The organism is Roseomonas sp. TF40 (assembly GCF_057219975.1).
Genome location: NZ_JBXVVR010000001.1, coordinates 383,457 through 401,370 on the forward strand (window position 1 = coordinate 383,457; position 17,914 = coordinate 401,370).

The 17,914-nt window shown below is 70.9% G+C and carries 16 protein-coding genes; 7 read left to right on the forward strand and 9 right to left on the reverse strand.

Annotated elements, in window-relative coordinates; translation table 11 throughout:
- Positions 1-13: 13 nt before the first annotated feature.
- Genes AC2D9U_RS01620 through AC2D9U_RS01630 form a run of 3 tightly spaced genes read left to right on the forward strand, consistent with a single transcriptional unit; the run spans position 14 to position 2,680 of the window.
- Complete coding sequence (locus tag AC2D9U_RS01620) at positions 14-781, forward strand: glucose 1-dehydrogenase (protein ID WP_484745763.1); 768 nt, start codon at positions 14-16, stop codon at positions 779-781.
- 1 nt (position 782) lies between these two features.
- Positions 783-1,907: a fumarylacetoacetate hydrolase family protein gene (locus AC2D9U_RS01625; protein WP_484745765.1), complete on the forward strand. Its 1,125-nt coding sequence runs from the start codon at positions 783-785 to the stop codon at positions 1,905-1,907.
- Entirely contained in the window at positions 1,904-2,680 is a 777-nt protein-coding gene (locus AC2D9U_RS01630; protein ID WP_484745766.1) for an alpha/beta hydrolase, read from the forward strand. Before AC2D9U_RS01625 ends, AC2D9U_RS01630 begins: the two co-directional genes overlap by 4 nt.
- Here AC2D9U_RS01630 and AC2D9U_RS01635 read toward each other — a convergent pair.
- Positions 2,638-3,495 (reverse strand): SDR family oxidoreductase, encoded by an 858-nt coding sequence (locus AC2D9U_RS01635; protein WP_484745768.1) that lies wholly within the window; start codon positions 3,493-3,495, stop codon positions 2,638-2,640. The two genes, AC2D9U_RS01630 and AC2D9U_RS01635, sit on opposite strands and share 43 nt — an antisense overlap.
- Before the next feature lie 86 nt (positions 3,496-3,581).
- Between AC2D9U_RS01635 and AC2D9U_RS01640 the strand changes: the two genes are divergently transcribed.
- Positions 3,582-4,421 (forward strand): tetratricopeptide repeat protein, encoded by an 840-nt coding sequence (locus AC2D9U_RS01640; protein ID WP_484745770.1) that lies wholly within the window; start codon positions 3,582-3,584, stop codon positions 4,419-4,421.
- Positions 4,422-4,425: 4 nt separating this feature from the next.
- Here AC2D9U_RS01640 and AC2D9U_RS01645 read toward each other — a convergent pair whose 3' ends face one another.
- The 4 genes from AC2D9U_RS01645 to AC2D9U_RS01660 all read right to left on the reverse strand — a co-directional run bounded on the left by AC2D9U_RS01645 (position 4,426) and on the right by AC2D9U_RS01660 (position 8,016).
- Positions 4,426-5,130, reverse strand: coding sequence for a hypothetical protein (locus tag AC2D9U_RS01645; RefSeq protein ID WP_484745771.1), 705 nt, complete (start codon positions 5,128-5,130; stop codon positions 4,426-4,428).
- Between the two features lie 68 nt (positions 5,131-5,198).
- Entirely contained in the window at positions 5,199-5,867 is a 669-nt protein-coding gene (fzlA, locus tag AC2D9U_RS01650; RefSeq protein WP_484745773.1) for an FtsZ-binding protein FzlA, read from the reverse strand.
- Positions 5,868-5,937: 70 nt separating this feature from the next.
- Positions 5,938-6,942 (reverse strand): TRAP transporter substrate-binding protein, encoded by a 1,005-nt coding sequence (locus AC2D9U_RS01655; RefSeq protein WP_484745775.1) that lies wholly within the window; start codon positions 6,940-6,942, stop codon positions 5,938-5,940.
- A gap of 78 nt (positions 6,943-7,020) precedes the next feature.
- Positions 7,021-8,016: a TRAP transporter substrate-binding protein gene (locus AC2D9U_RS01660; protein WP_484745776.1), complete on the reverse strand. Its 996-nt coding sequence runs from the start codon at positions 8,014-8,016 to the stop codon at positions 7,021-7,023.
- A 225-nt stretch (positions 8,017-8,241) separates the two neighbouring features.
- Here AC2D9U_RS01660 and AC2D9U_RS01665 point away from each other — a divergent pair, with 225 nt between their 5' ends.
- On the forward strand, positions 8,242-9,831 hold the full coding sequence (locus tag AC2D9U_RS01665) for a sensor domain-containing diguanylate cyclase (protein WP_484745778.1): 1,590 nt from the start codon (positions 8,242-8,244) through the stop codon (positions 9,829-9,831).
- Positions 9,832-9,848: 17 nt separating this feature from the next.
- On the opposite strand, the gene AC2D9U_RS01670 is transcribed toward AC2D9U_RS01665, so the two are convergent.
- The 3 genes from AC2D9U_RS01670 to AC2D9U_RS01680 all read right to left on the reverse strand — a co-directional run bounded on the left by AC2D9U_RS01670 (position 9,849) and on the right by AC2D9U_RS01680 (position 12,498).
- Positions 9,849-10,115: a hypothetical protein gene (locus AC2D9U_RS01670; protein ID WP_484745779.1), complete on the reverse strand. Its 267-nt coding sequence runs from the start codon at positions 10,113-10,115 to the stop codon at positions 9,849-9,851.
- Positions 10,116-10,212: 97 nt separating this feature from the next.
- Positions 10,213-10,653, reverse strand: coding sequence for a CBS domain-containing protein (locus AC2D9U_RS01675; RefSeq protein WP_484745780.1), 441 nt, complete (start codon positions 10,651-10,653; stop codon positions 10,213-10,215).
- Positions 10,654-10,725: 72 nt separating this feature from the next.
- Complete coding sequence (locus tag AC2D9U_RS01680) at positions 10,726-12,498, reverse strand: glucan ABC transporter ATP-binding protein/ permease (RefSeq protein WP_484745782.1); 1,773 nt, start codon at positions 12,496-12,498, stop codon at positions 10,726-10,728.
- 157 nt (positions 12,499-12,655) lie between these two features.
- Here AC2D9U_RS01680 and AC2D9U_RS01685 point away from each other — a divergent pair, with 157 nt between their 5' ends.
- Entirely contained in the window at positions 12,656-13,669 is a 1,014-nt protein-coding gene (locus tag AC2D9U_RS01685) for a Bug family tripartite tricarboxylate transporter substrate binding protein (protein WP_484745784.1), read from the forward strand.
- A 5-nt stretch (positions 13,670-13,674) separates the two neighbouring features.
- Positions 13,675-14,658 (forward strand): Bug family tripartite tricarboxylate transporter substrate binding protein, encoded by a 984-nt coding sequence (locus tag AC2D9U_RS01690; RefSeq protein WP_484745786.1) that lies wholly within the window; start codon positions 13,675-13,677, stop codon positions 14,656-14,658.
- A gap of 55 nt (positions 14,659-14,713) precedes the next feature.
- Here AC2D9U_RS01690 and AC2D9U_RS01695 read toward each other — a convergent pair whose 3' ends face one another.
- On the reverse strand, positions 14,714-17,911 hold the full coding sequence (locus tag AC2D9U_RS01695; protein ID WP_484745788.1) for a hypothetical protein: 3,198 nt from the start codon (positions 17,909-17,911) through the stop codon (positions 14,714-14,716).
- Between the last annotated feature and the right edge of the window lie 3 nt (positions 17,912-17,914).

Consider the following 17,914-nt stretch of genomic DNA (forward strand, 5'->3'; position numbering starts at 1 on the left):
GCAGGAGGGCGCCATGGCGCAAGGGCTGTTCGACCTCAAGGGTCGGCGCGCGCTGATCACCGGATCGAGCAAGGGAATCGGCTTCGCCCTCGCGCGCGGCCTGGCCGAGGCCGGGGCGAGCGTGGTGCTGAACGGGCGCGATCCCAAGGCGCTGATGGCCGCCGCCGCCACGCTGCGCGCCGAGGGCCATGACGTGACGGAAGCGGGCTTCGACGTCACCGATGTCGCGCGCGTCGATGCCGCGATCGGCGAGATCGAGACCCGCCTCGGCGCCATCGACATCCTGGTGAACAATGCCGGCATCAACCGCCGCTTCCCGGCCACCGACGTGACACCCGAGACCTTCCGCGAGGTGATGTCCACCAATGTCGAGGCCGTGTTCTTCGTGGCCCAGGCCTGCGCGCGCCGCATGATCGCGCGCGGCGGCGGCAAGATCGTCAACATCGCCAGCGTGCAGAGCGAGCTGGGCCGCGCCACCATCACGCCCTATGCGACCTCCAAGGGCGCGGTGCGGATGATGACGCGCTCGCTCTGCGCCGAATGGGCGAAGCACGGCATCCAGGTGAACGCCATCGCGCCGGGCTACTACGCCACCGAACTGACCGACGCGCTGGTCAAGGACCCGGCCTTCACCGACTGGCTGTGCAAGCGCGTCCCCGCCGGGCGCTGGGGCAAGGTGGAGGAACTGGTCGGCGCGGCCGTGTTCCTCTCCTCCCGCGCCTCGGATTTCGTCAACGGCCATCTGCTCTATGTGGATGGCGGCATGACGGCGGTGGTGTGACATGGCCGCTTCCCTTCCCGCCGATCTCGCCCAGGGCCATTTCGCGCTGCGCCTCGCCACGCCCGAGGGGCCGGTGGCGGTGGGCCTCGTGGGCGGCGCCGCCTTCGACATGACGCCGGCCTTCGGCACCGTCAGCGCCTGGCTGAACAGCGAGGACCCGCTGGGCGCGATCCGCGCGCGCGGCGTGCCCATGGTGCTCGACCTGCCCGGCGCGCTGGCCGCGCATCGCGTGCTTGCCCCCATCGACCTGCAGGTGATCAAGGCAGCCGGTGTCACCTATGTGCGCTCCATGCTCGAGCGCGTGATCGAGGAACGCTGCCGCGGCGATGCCTCCCAGGCCGCGGCCGTGCGGGGCGAGGTGCGCGCCATCATCGGCGACGACCTGCAGAACCTCGTCCCAGGCAGCGCCGAGGCGATGGCGGTGAAGGCCGCGCTCGTCGCCAAGGGCTGGTGGAGCCAATACCTCGAGGTCGGCATCGGCCCGGATGCGGAGATCTTCACCAAGGCGCCCGTGCTTTCCGCCGTCGGCCCCGGGGCGAAGATCGGCGTGCATCCCGTCAGTCAATGGAGCAACCCCGAGCCCGAGGCGGTGATGGTGGTGAACGGGCGCGGGCGCATTGTCGGCGCCACGCTCGGCAATGACGTGAACCTGCGCGACGTGGAAGGGCGCTCCGCGCTGCTGCTCGGCCGGGCGAAGGACAACAACGCCAGCTGCGCGCTCGGCCCGCTGATCCGCCTCTTCGATGAGGGCTTCACGCTCGAAGATGTGCGCCAGGCGGAGATCGAGCTGACCATCACCGGGCGCGACGGCTTCGCCCTGGCCGAGAGCGGGCGGATCGGCGCGATCAGCCGCGACCCGACCGCTATCGTCGGCCAGATGATCGGCGCGCATCACCAATATCCGGATGGCGCGGTGCTCTTCCTCGGCACGCCCTTCTCCCCCAGCAAGGATCGCGGCGCGCCGGGCATGGGCTTCACGCATCATGCAGGCGATGTGGTGCGCATCGCGAGCCCGCGCCTGGGCGCGCTGGAGAATGAGGTGGACCGCACCGATGAATGCCCGCCCTGGAGCTTCGGCATCAGCGCGCTGATGGCGAGCCTGGCGCGGCGCGGCTATCCGCGATGACGGAGGAGACGCCGCGCGAAGATAGGGGCCGGCTCGAGGGCCGCCTCGCCTATGCGCGCCTGCCCGGTGCGGGGCCCGGCGTGGTCTTCCTGGGCGGCTTCCGCTCGGACATGGAGGGTTCGAAGGCGCTCGCGCTGCGCGACCATTGCGCGGCACAAGGCCGGGCCTTCCTGCGCTTCGACTATTCCGGCCACGGCACCAGCGCAGGGCGTTTCGAGGACGGCACGATCGGCCAATGGGCGGGCGATGCGCTGGCGGTCTTCGACGCGCTGACCGAGGGGCCGCAGATCCTGGTGGGCTCCTCCATGGGTGGCTGGATCGCGTTGCTGCTGGCGCGTGCCCGGCCCGGCCGCGTGGCGGGCTTCATCGGCATCGCCCCCGCGCCCGATTTCACCGAGACGCTGATGTGGCCGACCTTCAGTGAATCCCAGCGCGCCACCATCCTGGAACAGGGCGTGCTGCACCTGCCCAGCCAGTATGGCGAACCCACGCCCATCACCCGCGCGCTGATCGAGGATGGCCGAAGCCACAATGTGCTCGACGCGCCCATCACCATCGAGGGCCCGGTGCGCATCCTGCAGGGCATGGCCGACCCCGACGTGCCCTGGCGCCACGCGCTGCGGCTGATGGAGCGCCTCACGGGCGGCGATGCGCGCCTCATCCTGGTGAAGGATGGCGACCACCGCCTCTCGCGGCCCGAGGATCTGCGCCTTTTGTGCGAAACCCTGGATCAGCTCTCGCCGGAGAGGATCGCGGCCAGCCCCTCCCGGTAGCTCGGATAGCGCCAGGCGATGCCGAGTGCGGCGCGCGTGCCGGCCGAGGAGACGCGCCGGTTCTCCGCCCAGAAGGACAGCCCCATCGGCGACATGCGCGCCGCCGCCTCGGCGAAATCGATCAGCGGCGGCGGCGCGATGCCGAGCAGCCGCGCGCCTTCCGCCGTGACATCGGCCGAGCTCGCCGGCTCGTCATCCACCAGATGCAGCACGCGCTGGCCATCCGGGCGGCGCGCGGCGGCCACCATGGCCAGCGCGATGTCGTCGCGGTGGATGCGGCTGAAGGAATGGCCCGGCTTGACCACGCGCTTCGCCACGCCCGCGCGCAGTTCATCGAGCACGCTGCGGCCGGGGCCGTAGATGCCCCCCGCCCGTGCGATGTCGAGCGCGAGGCCACGCGCCGCGGCGAGCGCGCGCCACTGGTCCTCCGCCATCAGCCGGCGTACCGAGCGCGGCTGGCCGGGCGCGGGCGGCGTCGCCTCATCCACCCAGGCGCCGCCGCGGTCGCCATAGACGCCGGTGGTGGAGATGTAGCCGACCCAGCGCAGCGCCGGGGCGGCGGCGATGGCCTCGGCATGGGCGGCCAGCACCGGGTCGCCCTCGGCCTCCGGCGCGGCGGTGACGATGAGATGGGTTGCCGCACGGATCGCCGGCCCGGCCTGGTCGAAGGCCACCACCGTGACGCCGGGCGGCGGCTGCGCCCGTGCGGGGTCGCGCGCCGTGCCGGTCACCGCGAATCCCGCGGCCAGGGCCTCCCGCGCGATTGCCCCGCCACTGTAGCCGAGCCCGGCCACCACCATCTGCATGCGTTCCATCCACCCCATCTGCGCCGTCATGGCGCGGCGCGAAAGGGGGGCTGCGGAACTGGCGCGCAGGCGCGCGGCTGGGTAGAAGAGAGGCCATGCGCCGCCAGACCCGCACCGTGCTTCTCGGCGTCTTCGCCGCCGCAGCGCTTTCGGCCCTGTCGGCGGGCATCTGGCTGGGTGCCGACCCCGCGCCCGCCAGCATAGCCGCCGAGGAAGAGGCCCTGCCCACCCCGCCGGAGCCGCCGCGGCTGGCGGACAGCCCCGAATTCGACCGATGCCTCGCCTTGCTGCGCGAGGAGCCGGAGGAGGCGCGGCGCTTCGCCGAGACCTGGGACCAGGCCGGCGGGGGCGATGGCGCGCGCCAATGCCAGGCGCTGGCGCTGATCGCGCTGGGCGAGCCTGCCCTGGCCGCGCAGCGGCTGGAATCGCTGGCAGGCCGTTCGCGCGCCGGCAATGCCGCGCGCGCCGCGGTCTATGCCCAGGCGACGCAGGCCTGGCTGATGGCGGGCGATGCGAATCGGGCCGTGGGTGCGGCCACGCTGGCGCTGACACTGATGCCCGATGACGCCGACGCCCTGACCGACCGCGCTTTGGCGCTGGGCATCACGGGCCGGTTCCGCGAGGCGATCGAGGATCTCGACCGCGCCCTGGCCCTGGCGCCGGACCGGGCCGAAGCGCTGGTCTTCCGTGCTGCCGCCTATCGCCAATCCGACCGGGCGGAGGAGGCGATGCGCGACGTCACGCGCGCCCTGGTGCTCGAGCCCGACAATGCCGAGGCGCTGCTGGAACGCGGCATCCTGCGCCAGCTGCGCGGCGACCCGGCGGGGGCGCGGGCGGATTGGGAGCGCGCGATCGAGGTCGCCCCCCACAGCGCGGCGGCGGATCTCGCGGCGCAGAACCTCGCCCTGAACGAGGCCGGGCCGCAACGCCGCTGAACGCTCAGAAGGCGGCGGGGATCGGCTCCGGCTCGCGGCCGTAGAGGCCCCGCTTCAACCCCGCCTGCACGGCGACACCCCAGGCGTTCAGGCGCTCGACGAAGACGGTCTGCGCCGCGTTGCGTGCCCCTTCATGCCAGTTGCTGCCGGCCGCTGCCGCCGGGGAGAAGACGTTCGGGGCGAAGCGATACTCCACGCTGAGCATGTGCATCTGCTCGCTGACCACGAATTGCGCGCTGACCCAGCGTGGCGGAATCCAGCCGGGCCGGCGTTCGCCCTCGTCATAAAGGGCGTTGAGGTAGGCGGGCGTGTTGGCGCCGCGGCCGCTGCCGATCATCACCAGGCCGCGGCAATCCAGGGCGGCGCGCACGGCGCTTGTCACGGTGCGGGCAAGCGCGTTCGCGTTCACGCAGATGCCGAAGGGGTTCCAGGCCGCACCCACCTCCTGCGCCGCATGGGCGATCACGAGGGCGGCGGCCTGGTTCGCGCGCTCCTGCACCAGCACCGCGCGATGCGTGCGCGTGCCCATGTTGCCCTCTGCCGTCCGGCCCGGTTCCGTTGCCTGGTAGAGTACGCGCCACGGGCCGGGCGGCAGGGGCACACGCTTGGGGCCGACCTGCAACACGCCTTCGACCAGGCTTCCCGGCTGTGCCGCCGCGGGCGCGACGCCAAGCGTCAGGATCAACAGCCCGAGCAGGACGCTTCGCATCGATCCTCACCCCTCCCCGGCGACCATGCGGGCAGCCATTACGGTGAAGGATCAGATCAGAGTGGCGTTCAGAAATCCAGGTCGCTGTAGTGCGCGGGCGGCTCCAGCCCGCTCACCCGGTCGGCCAGCAGCGGGCGGAAGCAGGGGCGCGACTTGATGCGGGCATACCAGCCCTTGGCGGCGTCATGCGACTTCCAGTCGATGTCGCCGATGTAGTCGAGCGCAGAGATCTGCCCCGCCGCCGCCAGATCCGCCAGCGAGAGGTTCGGCCCCGCCAGCCAGCCGCGTGTCTCCGCCAGCCAGCCGACATAGTCGAGATGCGGCTTGAGATTGGCATAGCCCGCGCGCATCGCCGCGGCATCCGGATTGCCCCGGCCGAGCAGGCGCTTCATCTGCTTCTCGTAGAGCAGGTTGCGGGTGACCTCGGGGTAGAATTTGTGGTCGAACCAATCGACCAGCCGGCGCACCTCGGCGCGTTCGGCGAGGGTGCGGCCCATCAGCGGCATGTCCGGATAGGCTTCGTCCAGGTACTCGCAGATCGCGTAGGATTCCGCGATGGCGAGGCCGTTGCTCTCGCTCAGCACCGGCACGGTCGCGGCCGGGTTCATCGCCAGGAATTCCTCCCGCCGCTCCCACACGCGTTCGATGCGCAGGTCGAAGGGCAGGCGCTTCTCGGCCAGGGCCAGCCGCACCTTGCGGGAAAAGGGCGAGAGCGGGATGTGGTAGAGGATGCGCATGCACAAGGGCCGGAGATGGGGTCGCGTGAGCTATGCCACGCGCGCCACCCCCGGCCAAGACAGGCAGCCCCTACCCTGCCGCGCGATAGGCCTCCAGCATCCGCCGCCCATCCTCGCCCGCGCGGGTCGCCCATTCCTCGATCATCGTCGTCCCGGCGATGCGAATCGCCGCCAGCAGCGCGGGCGAGGCCGGCACCACCTGCACGCCGCGCGCCACCATGCGCGCCTCCGCCTCCGCCTCGGCTTCGGCGGCGAGGCGCCAGCCGCGCGCCTCGGCATTGCGTGCGGCGGCGAGGATCGTTCCGCGCTGCGTTTCGGGCAGGGCGTCGAAGGCGCGGCGGCTCATGAAGACCGCGTTCTTGCTGGTGGCGATGGAGGCCTTGATGAAGAAGCGGCTGTAGTCCCAGACGGCGGTATCCGCGGCGACGGGGGCGGTGGTGAGTTGCGCCTGGATGATGCCGGCGGCGAAGGCCTGCGGCACTTCCGGGGCGGCGATCAGCGTGCCCTGCGCGCCGAGCAGCGTTGCGAGGCGCGTGCTGATCGGGCTGTAGCTGCGCATGCGGATGCCGCGCAGCGCCTCGGGCCCGGTCAGGTTCTGGTTCGCGGTGATCGCCACCTGCGGCCAGGGCGCCATGTAGAGCAGCATCAGCCCCTGCCGGGCCAGCCGCGCCTCGATGAAGGGGGCCTGCACGGTGGCGAGGCGCCTCGCGTCGTCCAGGTTCTGCACCAGGCCCGGCACGGCGTCGGCATCGAAGAAGGGGTCCTCGTTGCCATAGGCCGTCAGCAGGATCTCGCCGATCTGCACCTGGCCGGTCTGCACGCCGCGCTTGATCTGCGGCTGCGGGAGCAGGCTGCCATTGCTGTGCAGGCTCACCTGGATGGCACCCTGCGTGAGCGTCCCGATTTCGGCCAGGAACTCCCGCAGGTTGCGGGTGTGGAAATTGCCGTCGCCGAATCCCGAGGCCGCCTGCCAGCGCGCGCCCTGCGCCTGCGCCTGGAACTGCGCCAGGGCCGGCGGGGCCGACAGGCCGCCAAGCAGGGCCGCCGCCGCGGCCATGGCGTTACGTCGATCCATTGTCATGTGTCTTGCGTTTCCCCGTTGATCCCCCCCCCCGCGCCGTCCCCACGGCGCGGGGGTCACGCCTTCCGTGCCTCAGGCGGCCCGATAGGCCTCGATCAGGCGCTTGCCGTCATCGCCGGCGCGCGCCACCCACTCCTCGGTCATCTGGGTGCTGACGCGGCGCAGCCCGGCCATGAACTCGGCCGTCGGCGGGATCACCTGCATGCCCCGCTGGCCGAGCGTGCGCTCCGACGCCACCTGCGATTCGCCGGCCAGCTCATAGCCGCGCACCTCGGCGCGGGCGGCGATGGCGCGGATATCCTGCTGCAGCCCGGCCGGCAGGGCCTCCATCGCGCGGCGATTCACGAAGACGGCGTTCTTCGTCATGGTGAAGCCGAGCGGCGTGAAGACGCGCGCGTAATCCCAGGCGGAGGTGTCCACGCCGGTCTGCGCCGAGGTGATCTGCGCCTGCACCACGCCGGTGGCAAAGGCCTGCGCCAGCTCGGCCGCCTGCACCAGGGTGGGCTGCGCGCCGACGATGGCGGCGAAGCGGTTGGTCGCCGGGCTGAAGGTGCGGAAACGCAGGCCGCGCAGCCCCTCGAGCGAGGTCACGGGCTGCTGCGCGTAGAGACCCGCGGGCGGCCAGGGCACCATGTAGAGCAGCGAGAGGCCCTGGCGCGCCAGGCGCTGCTCGATGAAGGGGCGCTGCAGGTCCGACAGGCGCTTCGCCTCGGCCAGGTTGCTGACCAGCTGCGGGATGCTGTCGGCGTCGAAGAAGGCATCCTCGTTGGAGTAGGCGGCCAGCAGGATCTCGCCCAGCTGGACCTGGCCGGTCTGCGCGCCGCGCTTGATCTGGGGCATCGGCAGCAGGCTGGCACCGGAATGGAGTTGCACGGTCAGACGCCCGCCGGCGGCGGCCTGCACCTCCTCGATGAAGGTGCGGATGTTGCGGGTGTGGAAATTGCCATCGGGGTAGGCGGTGGCCATCTGCCAGCGGACCGGCGCGCCCTGGGCGGCGGCGTCGCGGCCGAGGAGGGAGGGGGCAGACAGGCCGGCAGCAGCGGCGATCAGGGTGCGGCGAGGAAGCATGAGGGTCTCTTTCCTGTGGACGGTGGCGCAGCATCGCCCCCAAGCGCCGCGCCTCGCAACCCCCGCCTTGCCGAGGAGAGTTCGCGCACCGCCGGGCGCATCAACAAAGGCGCAAGGTTGTGCCGCTAGACGGGGCCTAGCCCTGGATCGGATCCTGCCTGAATGCCTGCAACCGCCCTGCCCCGCCTCAGACCCCTGGGGCCTCTTGGCCGGTTGAGCGCGGTCATGGCGGCCGTGCTGCTGCTCGGGATGCTGCCCACCATGGGGCTGCTGTGGATGGTGGCCCAGGCCGGACGGGAGGACGCCAAGCGCGAGGCAGGCTACCGACTGATCCAGGCAGCCCAGATGGCCGCGGGACTGCAAGGTGACGCCATCGCCACCGTGCGCCACGCCCTGGCGCTGCTCGGCAGCCAACCGCTGGGCTGGGCGGAGGAAGAGGCAAGCTGCCAGGCCCAGGCGCGCGAGATGGTGCGTCAGAGCCCCTTCATGTCGAGCCTGGCCGTGATCCGCCTGGACGGCACGGTGATCTGCACCGCGCATGGACTCGGCCATGGCACCAACCTCGCCGACCGCCCCTATGTGGAATCGGTGCTGCAGGGCGGGGGCTTCAGCCTCGGCGCGCCGCTCGAGGCACGCACCTCCGGTCGTGTTGTGCTGCCGATGGCGCTGCGTGCGACAGGCCCGGCAGCGGGGCACAACCCCCCGGCCGTGCTGGGCGCGACGCTCGACCTGGAGCGGATCGGCCAGAGCTTCACCCGCCTGCTGAGCGAAGAGGCGCGCGCGGCCGATGGGCGGATGAAGGTGCATGATGCCGCGGGCCGGCTGCTCGCCACCTACCCGCCCCGGCCCGGCGCGCCGATTGAACCGCCCCTGCCGGCGGATCTGGTCGCGGGCGCCCATGGCAGCTTCGAGATGGTCGCCGCCGATGGGCGCGAGCGGCTGGTGGGCTACGCCCATGCGGCGGAAGCGGGCACCATCTACACGGCCACGCTGGTCACGTCCGTGCTGCTTGCCCCCGCCCAGGCGCGGGTGCGCGGCGTGCTGCTGCTGGGCCTTGTCGCCGGCGCGTTCGGCCTGGCCGTGGCGCTCCAGATCGCGCGGGTGCGGATCCTGCGCCCGCTCGCGGTGCTGACCGAGTTCGCCGCGCGGGCGGGCAGCGGCCAGACGACGGAAGCGAAGCCCCTGCCCGGCGAGTTCGACACGCTGCGCCGCGCCATGAGCAGCATGATCGAGGATGTCGCCTCCCGGGAGCAGCGGCTGAACGCGGCGAACCTCGAGCTGCAGCGCCTGGCGGAGCGGGATGCGCTGACCGGCATCGCCAACCGCCGGAGCTTCAACGCCGCCCTGGCCGAGGCCTGGACGCGCGGGCTGGCCGAGCAGGAGCATGTCGCGCTGGTGATCCTCGATGTCGATCACTTCAAGAAGTTCAACGACCGCTACGGCCACCTGCCCGGCGACGCGTGCCTGTGCAAGGTGGCGGAAGCGATCGATGGTGTGCGCCTGCGCGAGCACGACATGGTCGCGCGCCTGGGTGGCGAGGAATTCGTGATACTGCTGCCGCGCACCGGCAGCGAAGGCGCGATGGTGGTGGCAGAGCGCGCGCTGGCCGCGATCCGCGCGCGCATGATCCTGCATGAGGACGGCGTCGAGGGCATGGTGACGGCAAGTGCGGGCGTGGCCGCCTGCGTTCCCATGCGCGGCATGGATCCACTGGCGCTGCTCGCCGCCGCCGACGCCGCGCTCTATGCCGCGAAAGCCAAGGGCCGCAACACCGCGGCCAGCGCAAGCAGCCTCGCGCAGGCCGCCCCGGTCTGAGGCCCAGGACCGGAAGGCTACAAGGGATAGTCGCGCGCGGGATCGACGCCCGCGGCTTCGAGGAACTTGCGCATCTCCACCACCTCCTGCTTCGACAGGCTGTGATGCGTGTCGTGGAAGCCGTGCGTGGTGCCGTTCAGCGTGACCTTGATGTGGCCGTGGCCACCGTGATGCACCGTGCCGCCCAGCCCCTCGAACACCGCCAGCACATGCTTGGGGTCGATATTGGCGCTGACGGGGTGCGCGAAGAGCGCGTGCAACACCTTGCGATGGGAATGATTCATGCTGGCGTAATCCTCTGCCTTGGTCAGGAGCACAGGATCGGGCCTGATGCCCGGCCGCGTCCTTGACCTGGGTCAACGCCCGCGACGGGTGATGGCCTCAGCCAGCGCCTTCCACGAAATGGCGCAATTCCTCCGCCTCGTGCTCGGCCTCGGCGATGCGCGCCTTCACGAGATCGCCGATCGAGACCATGCCGGCGAGCGAGCCATCCTCGGCCAGCACGGGCAGGTGGCGCACGCGGCGATCGGTCATCAGCGCCAGCGCCTCTGAGCATTGGCTGCGCGGCGTCACCGTGTGCAGCGAGCGGGTCATGATCTGCGCGGCGGGCAGGTCCACCGCCGCCGCGCCATGCCCCGCCATGGCACGCACGATGTCGCGCTCGCTGACGATGCCGAGCACGTCGCCAGCGCCGTCGCGCACCAGCACGGCGCCGATGCGGTTATCGGAGAGCACGCGCGCCACGGCGCCCAGCGGATCCAGCGCGCCGACGGACACGACGGCCGTTCCCTTCTCCCGCAGGATGGCAGCAATGCTGATCATGGCGCTTCCTCCCGTTGCCGGGGCCGCGAGCGACCCCCGGTGCGGAAGCGTGCCAGCTTGGCCCCGGCGACTTCAAGCCTTCTCGTCGGGCAGTGCCGTGGCCGTGAGCTGGGTGCGCACCAGCTCCGCGAAGCGCCCGCCCTGGGCGACCAGCGCCTCGAAGCTGCCGCGCTCCACCACCTCGCCCGCCTCGAAGACCAGGATCTCATCGGCGTCGCGCACGGTGGAGAGGCGATGCGCGATGACGAAGGTGGTGCGCCCGGCCATCAGCGCGCGCAGCGCCTTCTGCACCCGCGCCTCGGTCGCCGCATCGAGGGCCGAGGTCGCCTCGTCCAGGATCAGCACGGGCGGGTCCTTCAGCAGCGCGCGCGCGATGGCCAGGCGCTGGCGCTGGCCACCGGAGAGCGAGGCGCCGCGTTCGCCCACCATCGTGTCGTAGCCCTGCGGCTTGCGCGTGATGAAGTCATGCGCCTCGGCCATGCGGCAGGCGCGCTCGAGATCTTCCTGCGTCGCGTCCGGCCGGCCGGTGAGCAGGTTGTCGCGGATCGAGCGGTTGAACAGCAGGCTTTCCTGGAACACCACGCCGATGTTGCGGCGCAGGCTGTCCAGGGTCAGGTCGCGCAGATCGTGCCCGTCGAGCGTGATGCGCCCCTCCACCGGGTCCCACAGGCGCTGCAGCAGCGCCATGGCGGTGGATTTGCCCGCCCCCGTCTGGCCGACCAGCGCAATGGTGCGCCCCGGCGCCGCCTTCAGCGAGACATCGGCCAGGATGCGCGGCCCGCCCGGATAGGCGAAGGCCACGTGCTCGAACGCCACCTCGCCGCGCACGCGCCCCAGGGTGCGCGCATCGGGCTTCTCCGGCACGCTCGAGCGCGCATCGAGCACGGCGAACATCTGCTCCAGCGCGGGCATCTGGAACACGAGGCGCGAGACGAAGCCGACCGCGCCCTCGAGCCGGCCGATCAGCAGCGTGGCGAAGCCCATGAAGGAGACGATGTCGCCCACGCTGGCCTCGCCGCGCATGTGCAGCAGCGTGCCCAGGATGAAGATGGCGATGACCGTGATGGTGCTGGCCGCGCGCGTCAGCACCGCGACCAGCGCCCACCAGTTCAGCACCGGGAATTGGTGGTCCAGCACCTGGCGCACGATGTTGCCGAACAGCCGCGCCTCGGAGCTGAGGCGGGTGAAGGACTGCACGACCATGACGTTGGAGAGCGTGTCCTGCGCATTGCCGGCGAGCTGGCTGTGCAGGTGCTCCACCTGGCTCTGCGCGGCCTCCGTCTTGCGGATCACCCAGGCCGAGACCAGCGCGAAGATCACGACCAGGACGATCAGCAGCAGCCCCAGGCGCCAGTTCATCATCAGCGTCAGCGGCAGCAGCAGGATGGCGGCGATAAAGGTGGTCAGGTGCTCGCGGAAGAAGCTCAGCCACAGGCCGAAGAGGTTGTCGGTGCCGACCAGCATCACCTTCATCAGCCGGCCCGACTGGGTGTCGCCATGGAAGGACAACGGAAGGGAGAGCACATGCTCGAAATAGCGCGACATCATCGCCAGGCGATTGCGGTGCGCCATGCGGTCCGCCAGCAGCGCCACCGCGACATTGGCGCCGATGGCCGAGAGCCCCACCGCCCCCCAGAGCAGCAGCAGCGCCCCCGCCTCGGCCCACATCGCCGCCTCGGTCAGCCGGTCCGAGCGCGCGAGCAGGTCGATGACACGGCCGAACAGCACGGGTTCGAGGAATTGCAGCCCCGCCAGGGCCAGCGCGCCGAAGGCCAGGCCATAGGCCACGAAGCGGTCCGGGGCGAGCAGGCGCAGCACCCGGCCATAGACCCTCAGGAAATGCATCGTGACCCTTTCCACCGCCGCGGCCGGCCGCCGCACGGCCGCGCCCGACCCTCCGGCAAAGCGAAGCGCCTTGCAAGCGCGCCCGAGGCGCGGCAGCAATGGGCCAACGCGCGAAGCCCGGGCACGAGCCCCGGGGGGCGCGAGAGGAGGAAACGCCATGACCATCACCCGCCGCGCCGCCCTTGGCACGCTCGGCCTGCTTGCCACCCCTGGCCTCCTGCGCGCCCAGGGCGCGGCCACCGTCGCCTCCCCCTGGGCACCGACCCGCCCGGTGCGCATCGTGGTGGGCTTCCCCCCGGCCGGGACCACCGACATCGCCGCCCGCCTGCTGGCCGAACCCTTCGCGCGCAAGCTCGGCCAGACCTTCACCGTGGAGAACCGCCCCGGCGCGGGCGGCAATCTCGGCAATGACGCGGTGGCCAAGGCCGAGCCCGATGGCCATACGCTGCTGATGCAGACCATCTCGGGCGGTGCGATCAACTACTCGCTCTACGGCGCGCGCATGCCGGTGAAGCCCGAGGACCTGGCGGCGGTGGCGCTGATGCTGCGCGTGCCCAACGCGATCTTCGTCAACCCGAACCTGCCCGTGCGCACGCTGCGCGAGCTGGTGGACTACGCCAAGGCGCGCCCGGGCGTGCTCAACATCGGCTCCTCCGGCGCGGGCACCTCGCTGCACATGACGGGCGAGTTGCTGAAGCTCGAGGCCGGCATCGACATGACGCATGTGCCCTTCCGCGGCGCCGGGCCGATGATGCAGGAGATCATCGCCGGGCGCGTCGAGGTAGGCGTGGACAATCTGCCGAGCGTGATCGGCCATCTGCGCGAAGGGCGGCTGCGCCCGCTCGCCGTCACCACGGCCACCCGCAGCCCCGCCATGCCCGAGGTGCCGACCACCGCCGAGGCCGGCTTCCCCGGCGTGGAGGCCACGGCCTGGTTCGGCCTGCAGGGCCCCGCGCGCATGCCGCGCGCCGCCATTCAGCGCTATTCGGATGCGATGAACGAGGTGCTGCAGGAACCCGACATGCAGCGCCGCATCGCCGATCTCGGCGGCATGGCGCCCGCGCTGCGCCCCGATGGCGGCACCGACCCCGCGGCCTTCGACGCCTTCATCAGGGCCGAGATCACGAAATGGGCCGAGGTCGTGCGCCGCTCCGGCGCGCGGGTGGAATGAGCGCCATGGCCCTCACCCGCCGCGGCACGTTGGGCGCCGCACTTGCCCTGCCCTTCTCCGGCGCCGCCCTCGCCCAGGGGAATGCGCAGCCCTGGGCGCCGAGCCGCCCGGTGCGCATCGTCGTCCCCTTCCAGGGCGGCGGGGCCACGGACCTCACGGCGCGGCTGCTGGCCGAACGGCTGGCCCCGATGCTCGGCCAGCCCGTGGTGGTGGACAACCGCCCCGGCGCGGGCGGCAATGTCGGCGCCGAGAACGTCGCGCGCAGCGACCCCGACGGGCATACGCTGCTGATGTGCACGATCGGCACGGCGAGCATCAACCAGTTCCTCTACAGCCGCATGCCCTTCCGCCCGGATGAGCTGGCGGCGGTGGCGCTGGTGAACCTCGTGGCCAACGGCATCATCGTGCATCCCTCGGTGCCGGCGAACACGCTGGCCGAGCTGATCGCCTATGCGAAGGCCAATCCGGGGCGGATCAACTACGGCACGCCGGGCAACGGCACCTCGGGACATCTCTCGGGCGAGTATTTCAAGGTCCGCGCCGGCATCGAGATCACGCATGTGCCCTATCGCGGCACGGGCGGCGTGGTGCCGGACCTGATCGCGGGCAATATCCAGATGGCGATGGACAACCTGCCGGCCTATCTGCAGCACATCCGCGCCGGCACGCTGAAGCTGATCGCCGTCACCTCCGCGCAGCGCTGGTTCGCGGTGCCCGAGACGCCGACGGTTCAGGAGGGCGGGATCCCGGGCTTCGAGGCCGTGGCCTGGTTCGGTGTGCAGGCGCCCGCGCGCATGCCCGCCCCGATCCTGGCGCGCTACGCGGCCGCCATCGCCGAGATTTCGGCCGATCCGGCCGTGGTCGCCCGCCAGCGCCAGATCGGCGCCGAACCCCGCCCGCTGGGCCCGGCGGAGTTCGAGGCCTTCATCCGCGCCGAGAACGAGAAATGGCGCGAGGTGGTGCGGATCTCGGGGGCGCGGCTGGACTGAAACGGCACGGGCCGGCGCGGTTGCGCCGGCCTGGCCCTGGTCACGTGTTCCTGCGCTACAGGATCACGTCGGTCGCGGCCATGCTCGCCAGGCCCAGGATCTGGACCTGGAAATCCGCCACCGCGTCGCCGGTCACATCGGCTTCGAGCAGATCCTCGGCGGCGTTGTAGCGCAGCTGGCCCGCCCCACCGCTGAAGCCGCTCGCCCCACGCCAGGTGAAGGCCTGGTTGCCGTTGAGGTAGGGGTTCGCATCGATCGCCGAGAGATCGATCTTCTCGGTGCCGAAGACGAAGTCCACGATGACATCGCGATAGATGCCACCCGGCCCGCTCTCGGCCACGCTGGCATAGACGAAGCGGTCGGTGCCCGCGCCGCCGGTGAGCGTATCCGCCCCCAGCCCGCCCAGCAGCGTATCCGCCCCCTCATCGCCGCCCAGCACGTCGTCGCCGCCCAGGCCCACCAGCCGGTCATTGCCGATGCCGCCCGAGAGGCTGTCATTGCCGCTGGTGCCGGTGAGCGTATCGTCGCCGCCGGAGCCACCGCTCGACGAGCCGCCGACCAGGCGGATGTCGCGGCCGGCGAGCTGGAAGTCGGCGGCCTCGTAGACGCCCTGCAGGCGCACGGTGACATCCGCCCCGGCCGTGCCGTTGCGGCCGATGTAGAGCAGCGTCTCGCCGTCGATCACCTGCAGCTCGACCGCGTTATTGGCCGTGGTCGCCCCTGCATTCGCCACCACGGTCACCTGCCCGGCCGAGGCCAGGCCGCTGACGCGGATGGTGTCGCCGGCCGCGGCATCGGTGATGAGGTCGGTGCCCGAGCCCTGCCAGACGTGGAACATGTCGTCCCCCGCCCCACCGGTGAGGATATCGTCGCCTTCATGCCCCACCAGCAGGTCGGCGCCCAGGCCTCCCACCAGCACATCGCCGCCGCCGAAGCCGCGCAGCCGGTCATCGGCGCTGCCGCCGGTGATCGCGATCTGCTCGAAGGCGTACATGTCCACGCGGTTGACATTGGCCAGGCCGTCATCCACGCGCCACCAGCCATAGCCGATGTCGCGCATGCGCACCGTGGTCGTGGAGGTGGAGAAATCCGCCACCACCAGGTCGTTGCCCGCGCCCATGTTCACCACGGCATGGCCGGTGCCCAGCGTGGCGGTATCGTTGCCATCGCCGAGGGCGAGGTTCTCATCACCGCCGGCCATCGCGGAGGTGTTGATCGCATCATTGCCCGCGCCGGTGGTCAGGCTGATATTCTCGATGCCGTTCAGGACCGTGCCGCTGCCGCCGATGGTCGCATTGCCGGCGGCGCTGAGCGTCAGCGTCACGGGGACCACCGCGCCGCCGAGATTGCCGCTCCAGCGATCCACGCCCAGGCCGCCGATGATGAGGTCGGTACCGCCGGCACCATCGAGGATGTCATTGCCCTCGCCGCCGTTCAGCGTATCGCCGCCATTGCCGCCCGAGAGCGCGTCCGCGCCGACGCTGCCGGTCAGGTGGAAGCGCTCGATGCCGTAGTAGTCGACCGATTGCGTGCCATCGGCATTGCCCACGCGCCACCAGCCATAGCCCTGGTCGCTGTGGGAGACGCGCGGCGCGGAGGCTGAGAAATCCGCCACCAGCAGGTCGCCCAGGGCTGCATGGCTGCCGCCATTGACCGTATCGATGCCCGCGCCGCCATTGAAGGTGTCGTCGCCGCCGCGCAGGTCGAGCCAATCGTTCAGCGCGAAGCCTGCGGCGTTGATGTTGTCCCCGGCCGCGCCGGTGGTCAGCGAGAGCTGCTCGATGGCGCGGATGTTCAGCCCCGCGGCCACACCCTGCGCGGTGGTCTGGCTGGCCTGGAGGTTGATCTGGACAGCGGCGACCTCGGCAGAAAGGTCGGCCGTCCAGAGATCATTGCCGCTGCCGCCATTGATCTGCGCATCGCCGGTGGCGCTGCGCAGCGTGTCGTTGCCGGCCCCGCCGTTCAGCGTATCGTTGGCGCCACCGCCGCGCAGATCGTCGCTGCCCGACCCGCCGCTGAGCTGGAAGCGTTCGACGTTGTAGTAGTCGATCTGGCTCAATGCCGTGGCGAAGCGCTGCCAGCCATAGCCGGTATCGGCCCAGGTGACGGGCGTGTTCTCGCTGGTCCAGTTCATCACCAGCAGATCGTCGCCACCCCCGGCGTTCACATAGTCGCGTCCGCGACCGGAGGTGAAGCTGTCATTGCCCTCGCCGAGCCAGACGCTGTCGTTGAACAGGCCGGCACGCGCCACCACCGTGTCGTCGCCGATGCCGAAGCTGCCATACAGCTGCTCGATGCCGGTGACGGTATGGCCCGTGCTGACCACGGCCGTATCGGCGGCGATGTTCACAGAGGTGCTGACGAAGCCCGAGAGGTCGAAGGCCCAGGTGTCGGTGCCCGCACCGCCCTGCACCACGTCGATGCCCAGGCCGCCGCCGCTGTCCAGCCAGTCATTGCCGGCATTGCCGGCGAGGATGTCGTTGTCGCTGCCACCGGCGAAATTGTCGTTGCCCGACCCGCCGCTGAGGTGGAACCGCTCGAAGCCGTAGAAATCCGTGTAGTGGCTCAGGCCCTGCTGGTCGCCGAAGCGGTTCCAGCCCCAGCCAATGTCCCAGCGCACGATGTCGGTGGTGAGGCTGCCGTAGTTGACGACCAGCGTGTCCGTGCCGCCTTCACCATTCACGTAGTGGCGGCCGAGCCCGAGCACGGCGGTGTCGTCGCCGCCACGCAGGTAGAGTTCGTCATCGCCGGAGACGGCGGAGGTATCGATCAGATCCGTGCCGGCCCCGCCGACGAAGTAGAGGGATTCAACGTTGCGGATCTGGGCGTTGGTGGAACCCACGACATGCGTCGCCCCGCCGCCGAGCAGACGGACGTCGTTGACGACGGCGCCCAGGGATTCGTAGTTGACGCGCCACTGATCGAGACCGGCACCGCCATCGATGACGTCGGCGCCAAGGCCGCCCGAGAGCACGTCATCGCCGCCGCTGCCGCTCAGCGAATCGTCCAGATCGCCGCCGACCAGCTCATCGCCGCCCGCCCCGCCGGTGAGCTGGTAACGCTCGAAATTGCGGAACTCCACCGTGTTGTTCATGTCATCGGTAAAGTAACGCCAATAGCCATCCTGGAATGAAATCGGCCCGGTCAGGACCGACCAGTTCATCACCAGCGTATCCACCCCACCCAGCGCATCCGCGCCATTGGTTTCCCCGAGTGGTACATTCAGGATGTTGTCGCCGTTCGTGAAAGACATCTC

Bases quoted from the DNA above. Each gene is read 5' to 3' on its own strand.
- AC2D9U_RS01620 (WP_484745763.1), top strand. From the start codon at position 14: ATGGCGCAAGGGCTGTTCGACCTCAAGGGTCGGCGCGCGCTGATCACC.
- AC2D9U_RS01625 (WP_484745765.1), top strand. From the start codon at position 783: ATGGCCGCTTCCCTTCCCGCCGATCTCGCCCAGGGCCATTTCGCGCTG.
- AC2D9U_RS01630 (WP_484745766.1), top strand. From the start codon at position 1,904: ATGACGGAGGAGACGCCGCGCGAAGATAGGGGCCGGCTCGAGGGCCGC.
- AC2D9U_RS01635 (WP_484745768.1), bottom strand. From the start codon at position 3,495: ATGGAACGCATGCAGATGGTGGTGGCCGGGCTCGGCTACAGTGGCGGG.
- AC2D9U_RS01640 (WP_484745770.1), top strand. From the start codon at position 3,582: ATGCGCCGCCAGACCCGCACCGTGCTTCTCGGCGTCTTCGCCGCCGCA.
- AC2D9U_RS01645 (WP_484745771.1), bottom strand. From the start codon at position 5,130: ATGCGAAGCGTCCTGCTCGGGCTGTTGATCCTGACGCTTGGCGTCGCG.
- fzlA (WP_484745773.1), bottom strand. From the start codon at position 5,867: ATGCGCATCCTCTACCACATCCCGCTCTCGCCCTTTTCCCGCAAGGTG.
- AC2D9U_RS01655 (WP_484745775.1), bottom strand. From the start codon at position 6,942: ATGGATCGACGTAACGCCATGGCCGCGGCGGCGGCCCTGCTTGGCGGC.
- AC2D9U_RS01660 (WP_484745776.1), bottom strand. From the start codon at position 8,016: ATGCTTCCTCGCCGCACCCTGATCGCCGCTGCTGCCGGCCTGTCTGCC.
- AC2D9U_RS01665 (WP_484745778.1), top strand. From the start codon at position 8,242: ATGGCGGCCGTGCTGCTGCTCGGGATGCTGCCCACCATGGGGCTGCTG.
- AC2D9U_RS01670 (WP_484745779.1), bottom strand. From the start codon at position 10,115: ATGAATCATTCCCATCGCAAGGTGTTGCACGCGCTCTTCGCGCACCCC.
- AC2D9U_RS01675 (WP_484745780.1), bottom strand. From the start codon at position 10,653: ATGATCAGCATTGCTGCCATCCTGCGGGAGAAGGGAACGGCCGTCGTG.
- AC2D9U_RS01680 (WP_484745782.1), bottom strand. From the start codon at position 12,498: ATGCATTTCCTGAGGGTCTATGGCCGGGTGCTGCGCCTGCTCGCCCCG.
- AC2D9U_RS01685 (WP_484745784.1), top strand. From the start codon at position 12,656: ATGACCATCACCCGCCGCGCCGCCCTTGGCACGCTCGGCCTGCTTGCC.
- AC2D9U_RS01690 (WP_484745786.1), top strand. From the start codon at position 13,675: ATGGCCCTCACCCGCCGCGGCACGTTGGGCGCCGCACTTGCCCTGCCC.
- AC2D9U_RS01695 (WP_484745788.1), bottom strand. From the start codon at position 17,911: ATGTCTTTCACGAACGGCGACAACATCCTGAATGTACCACTCGGGGAA.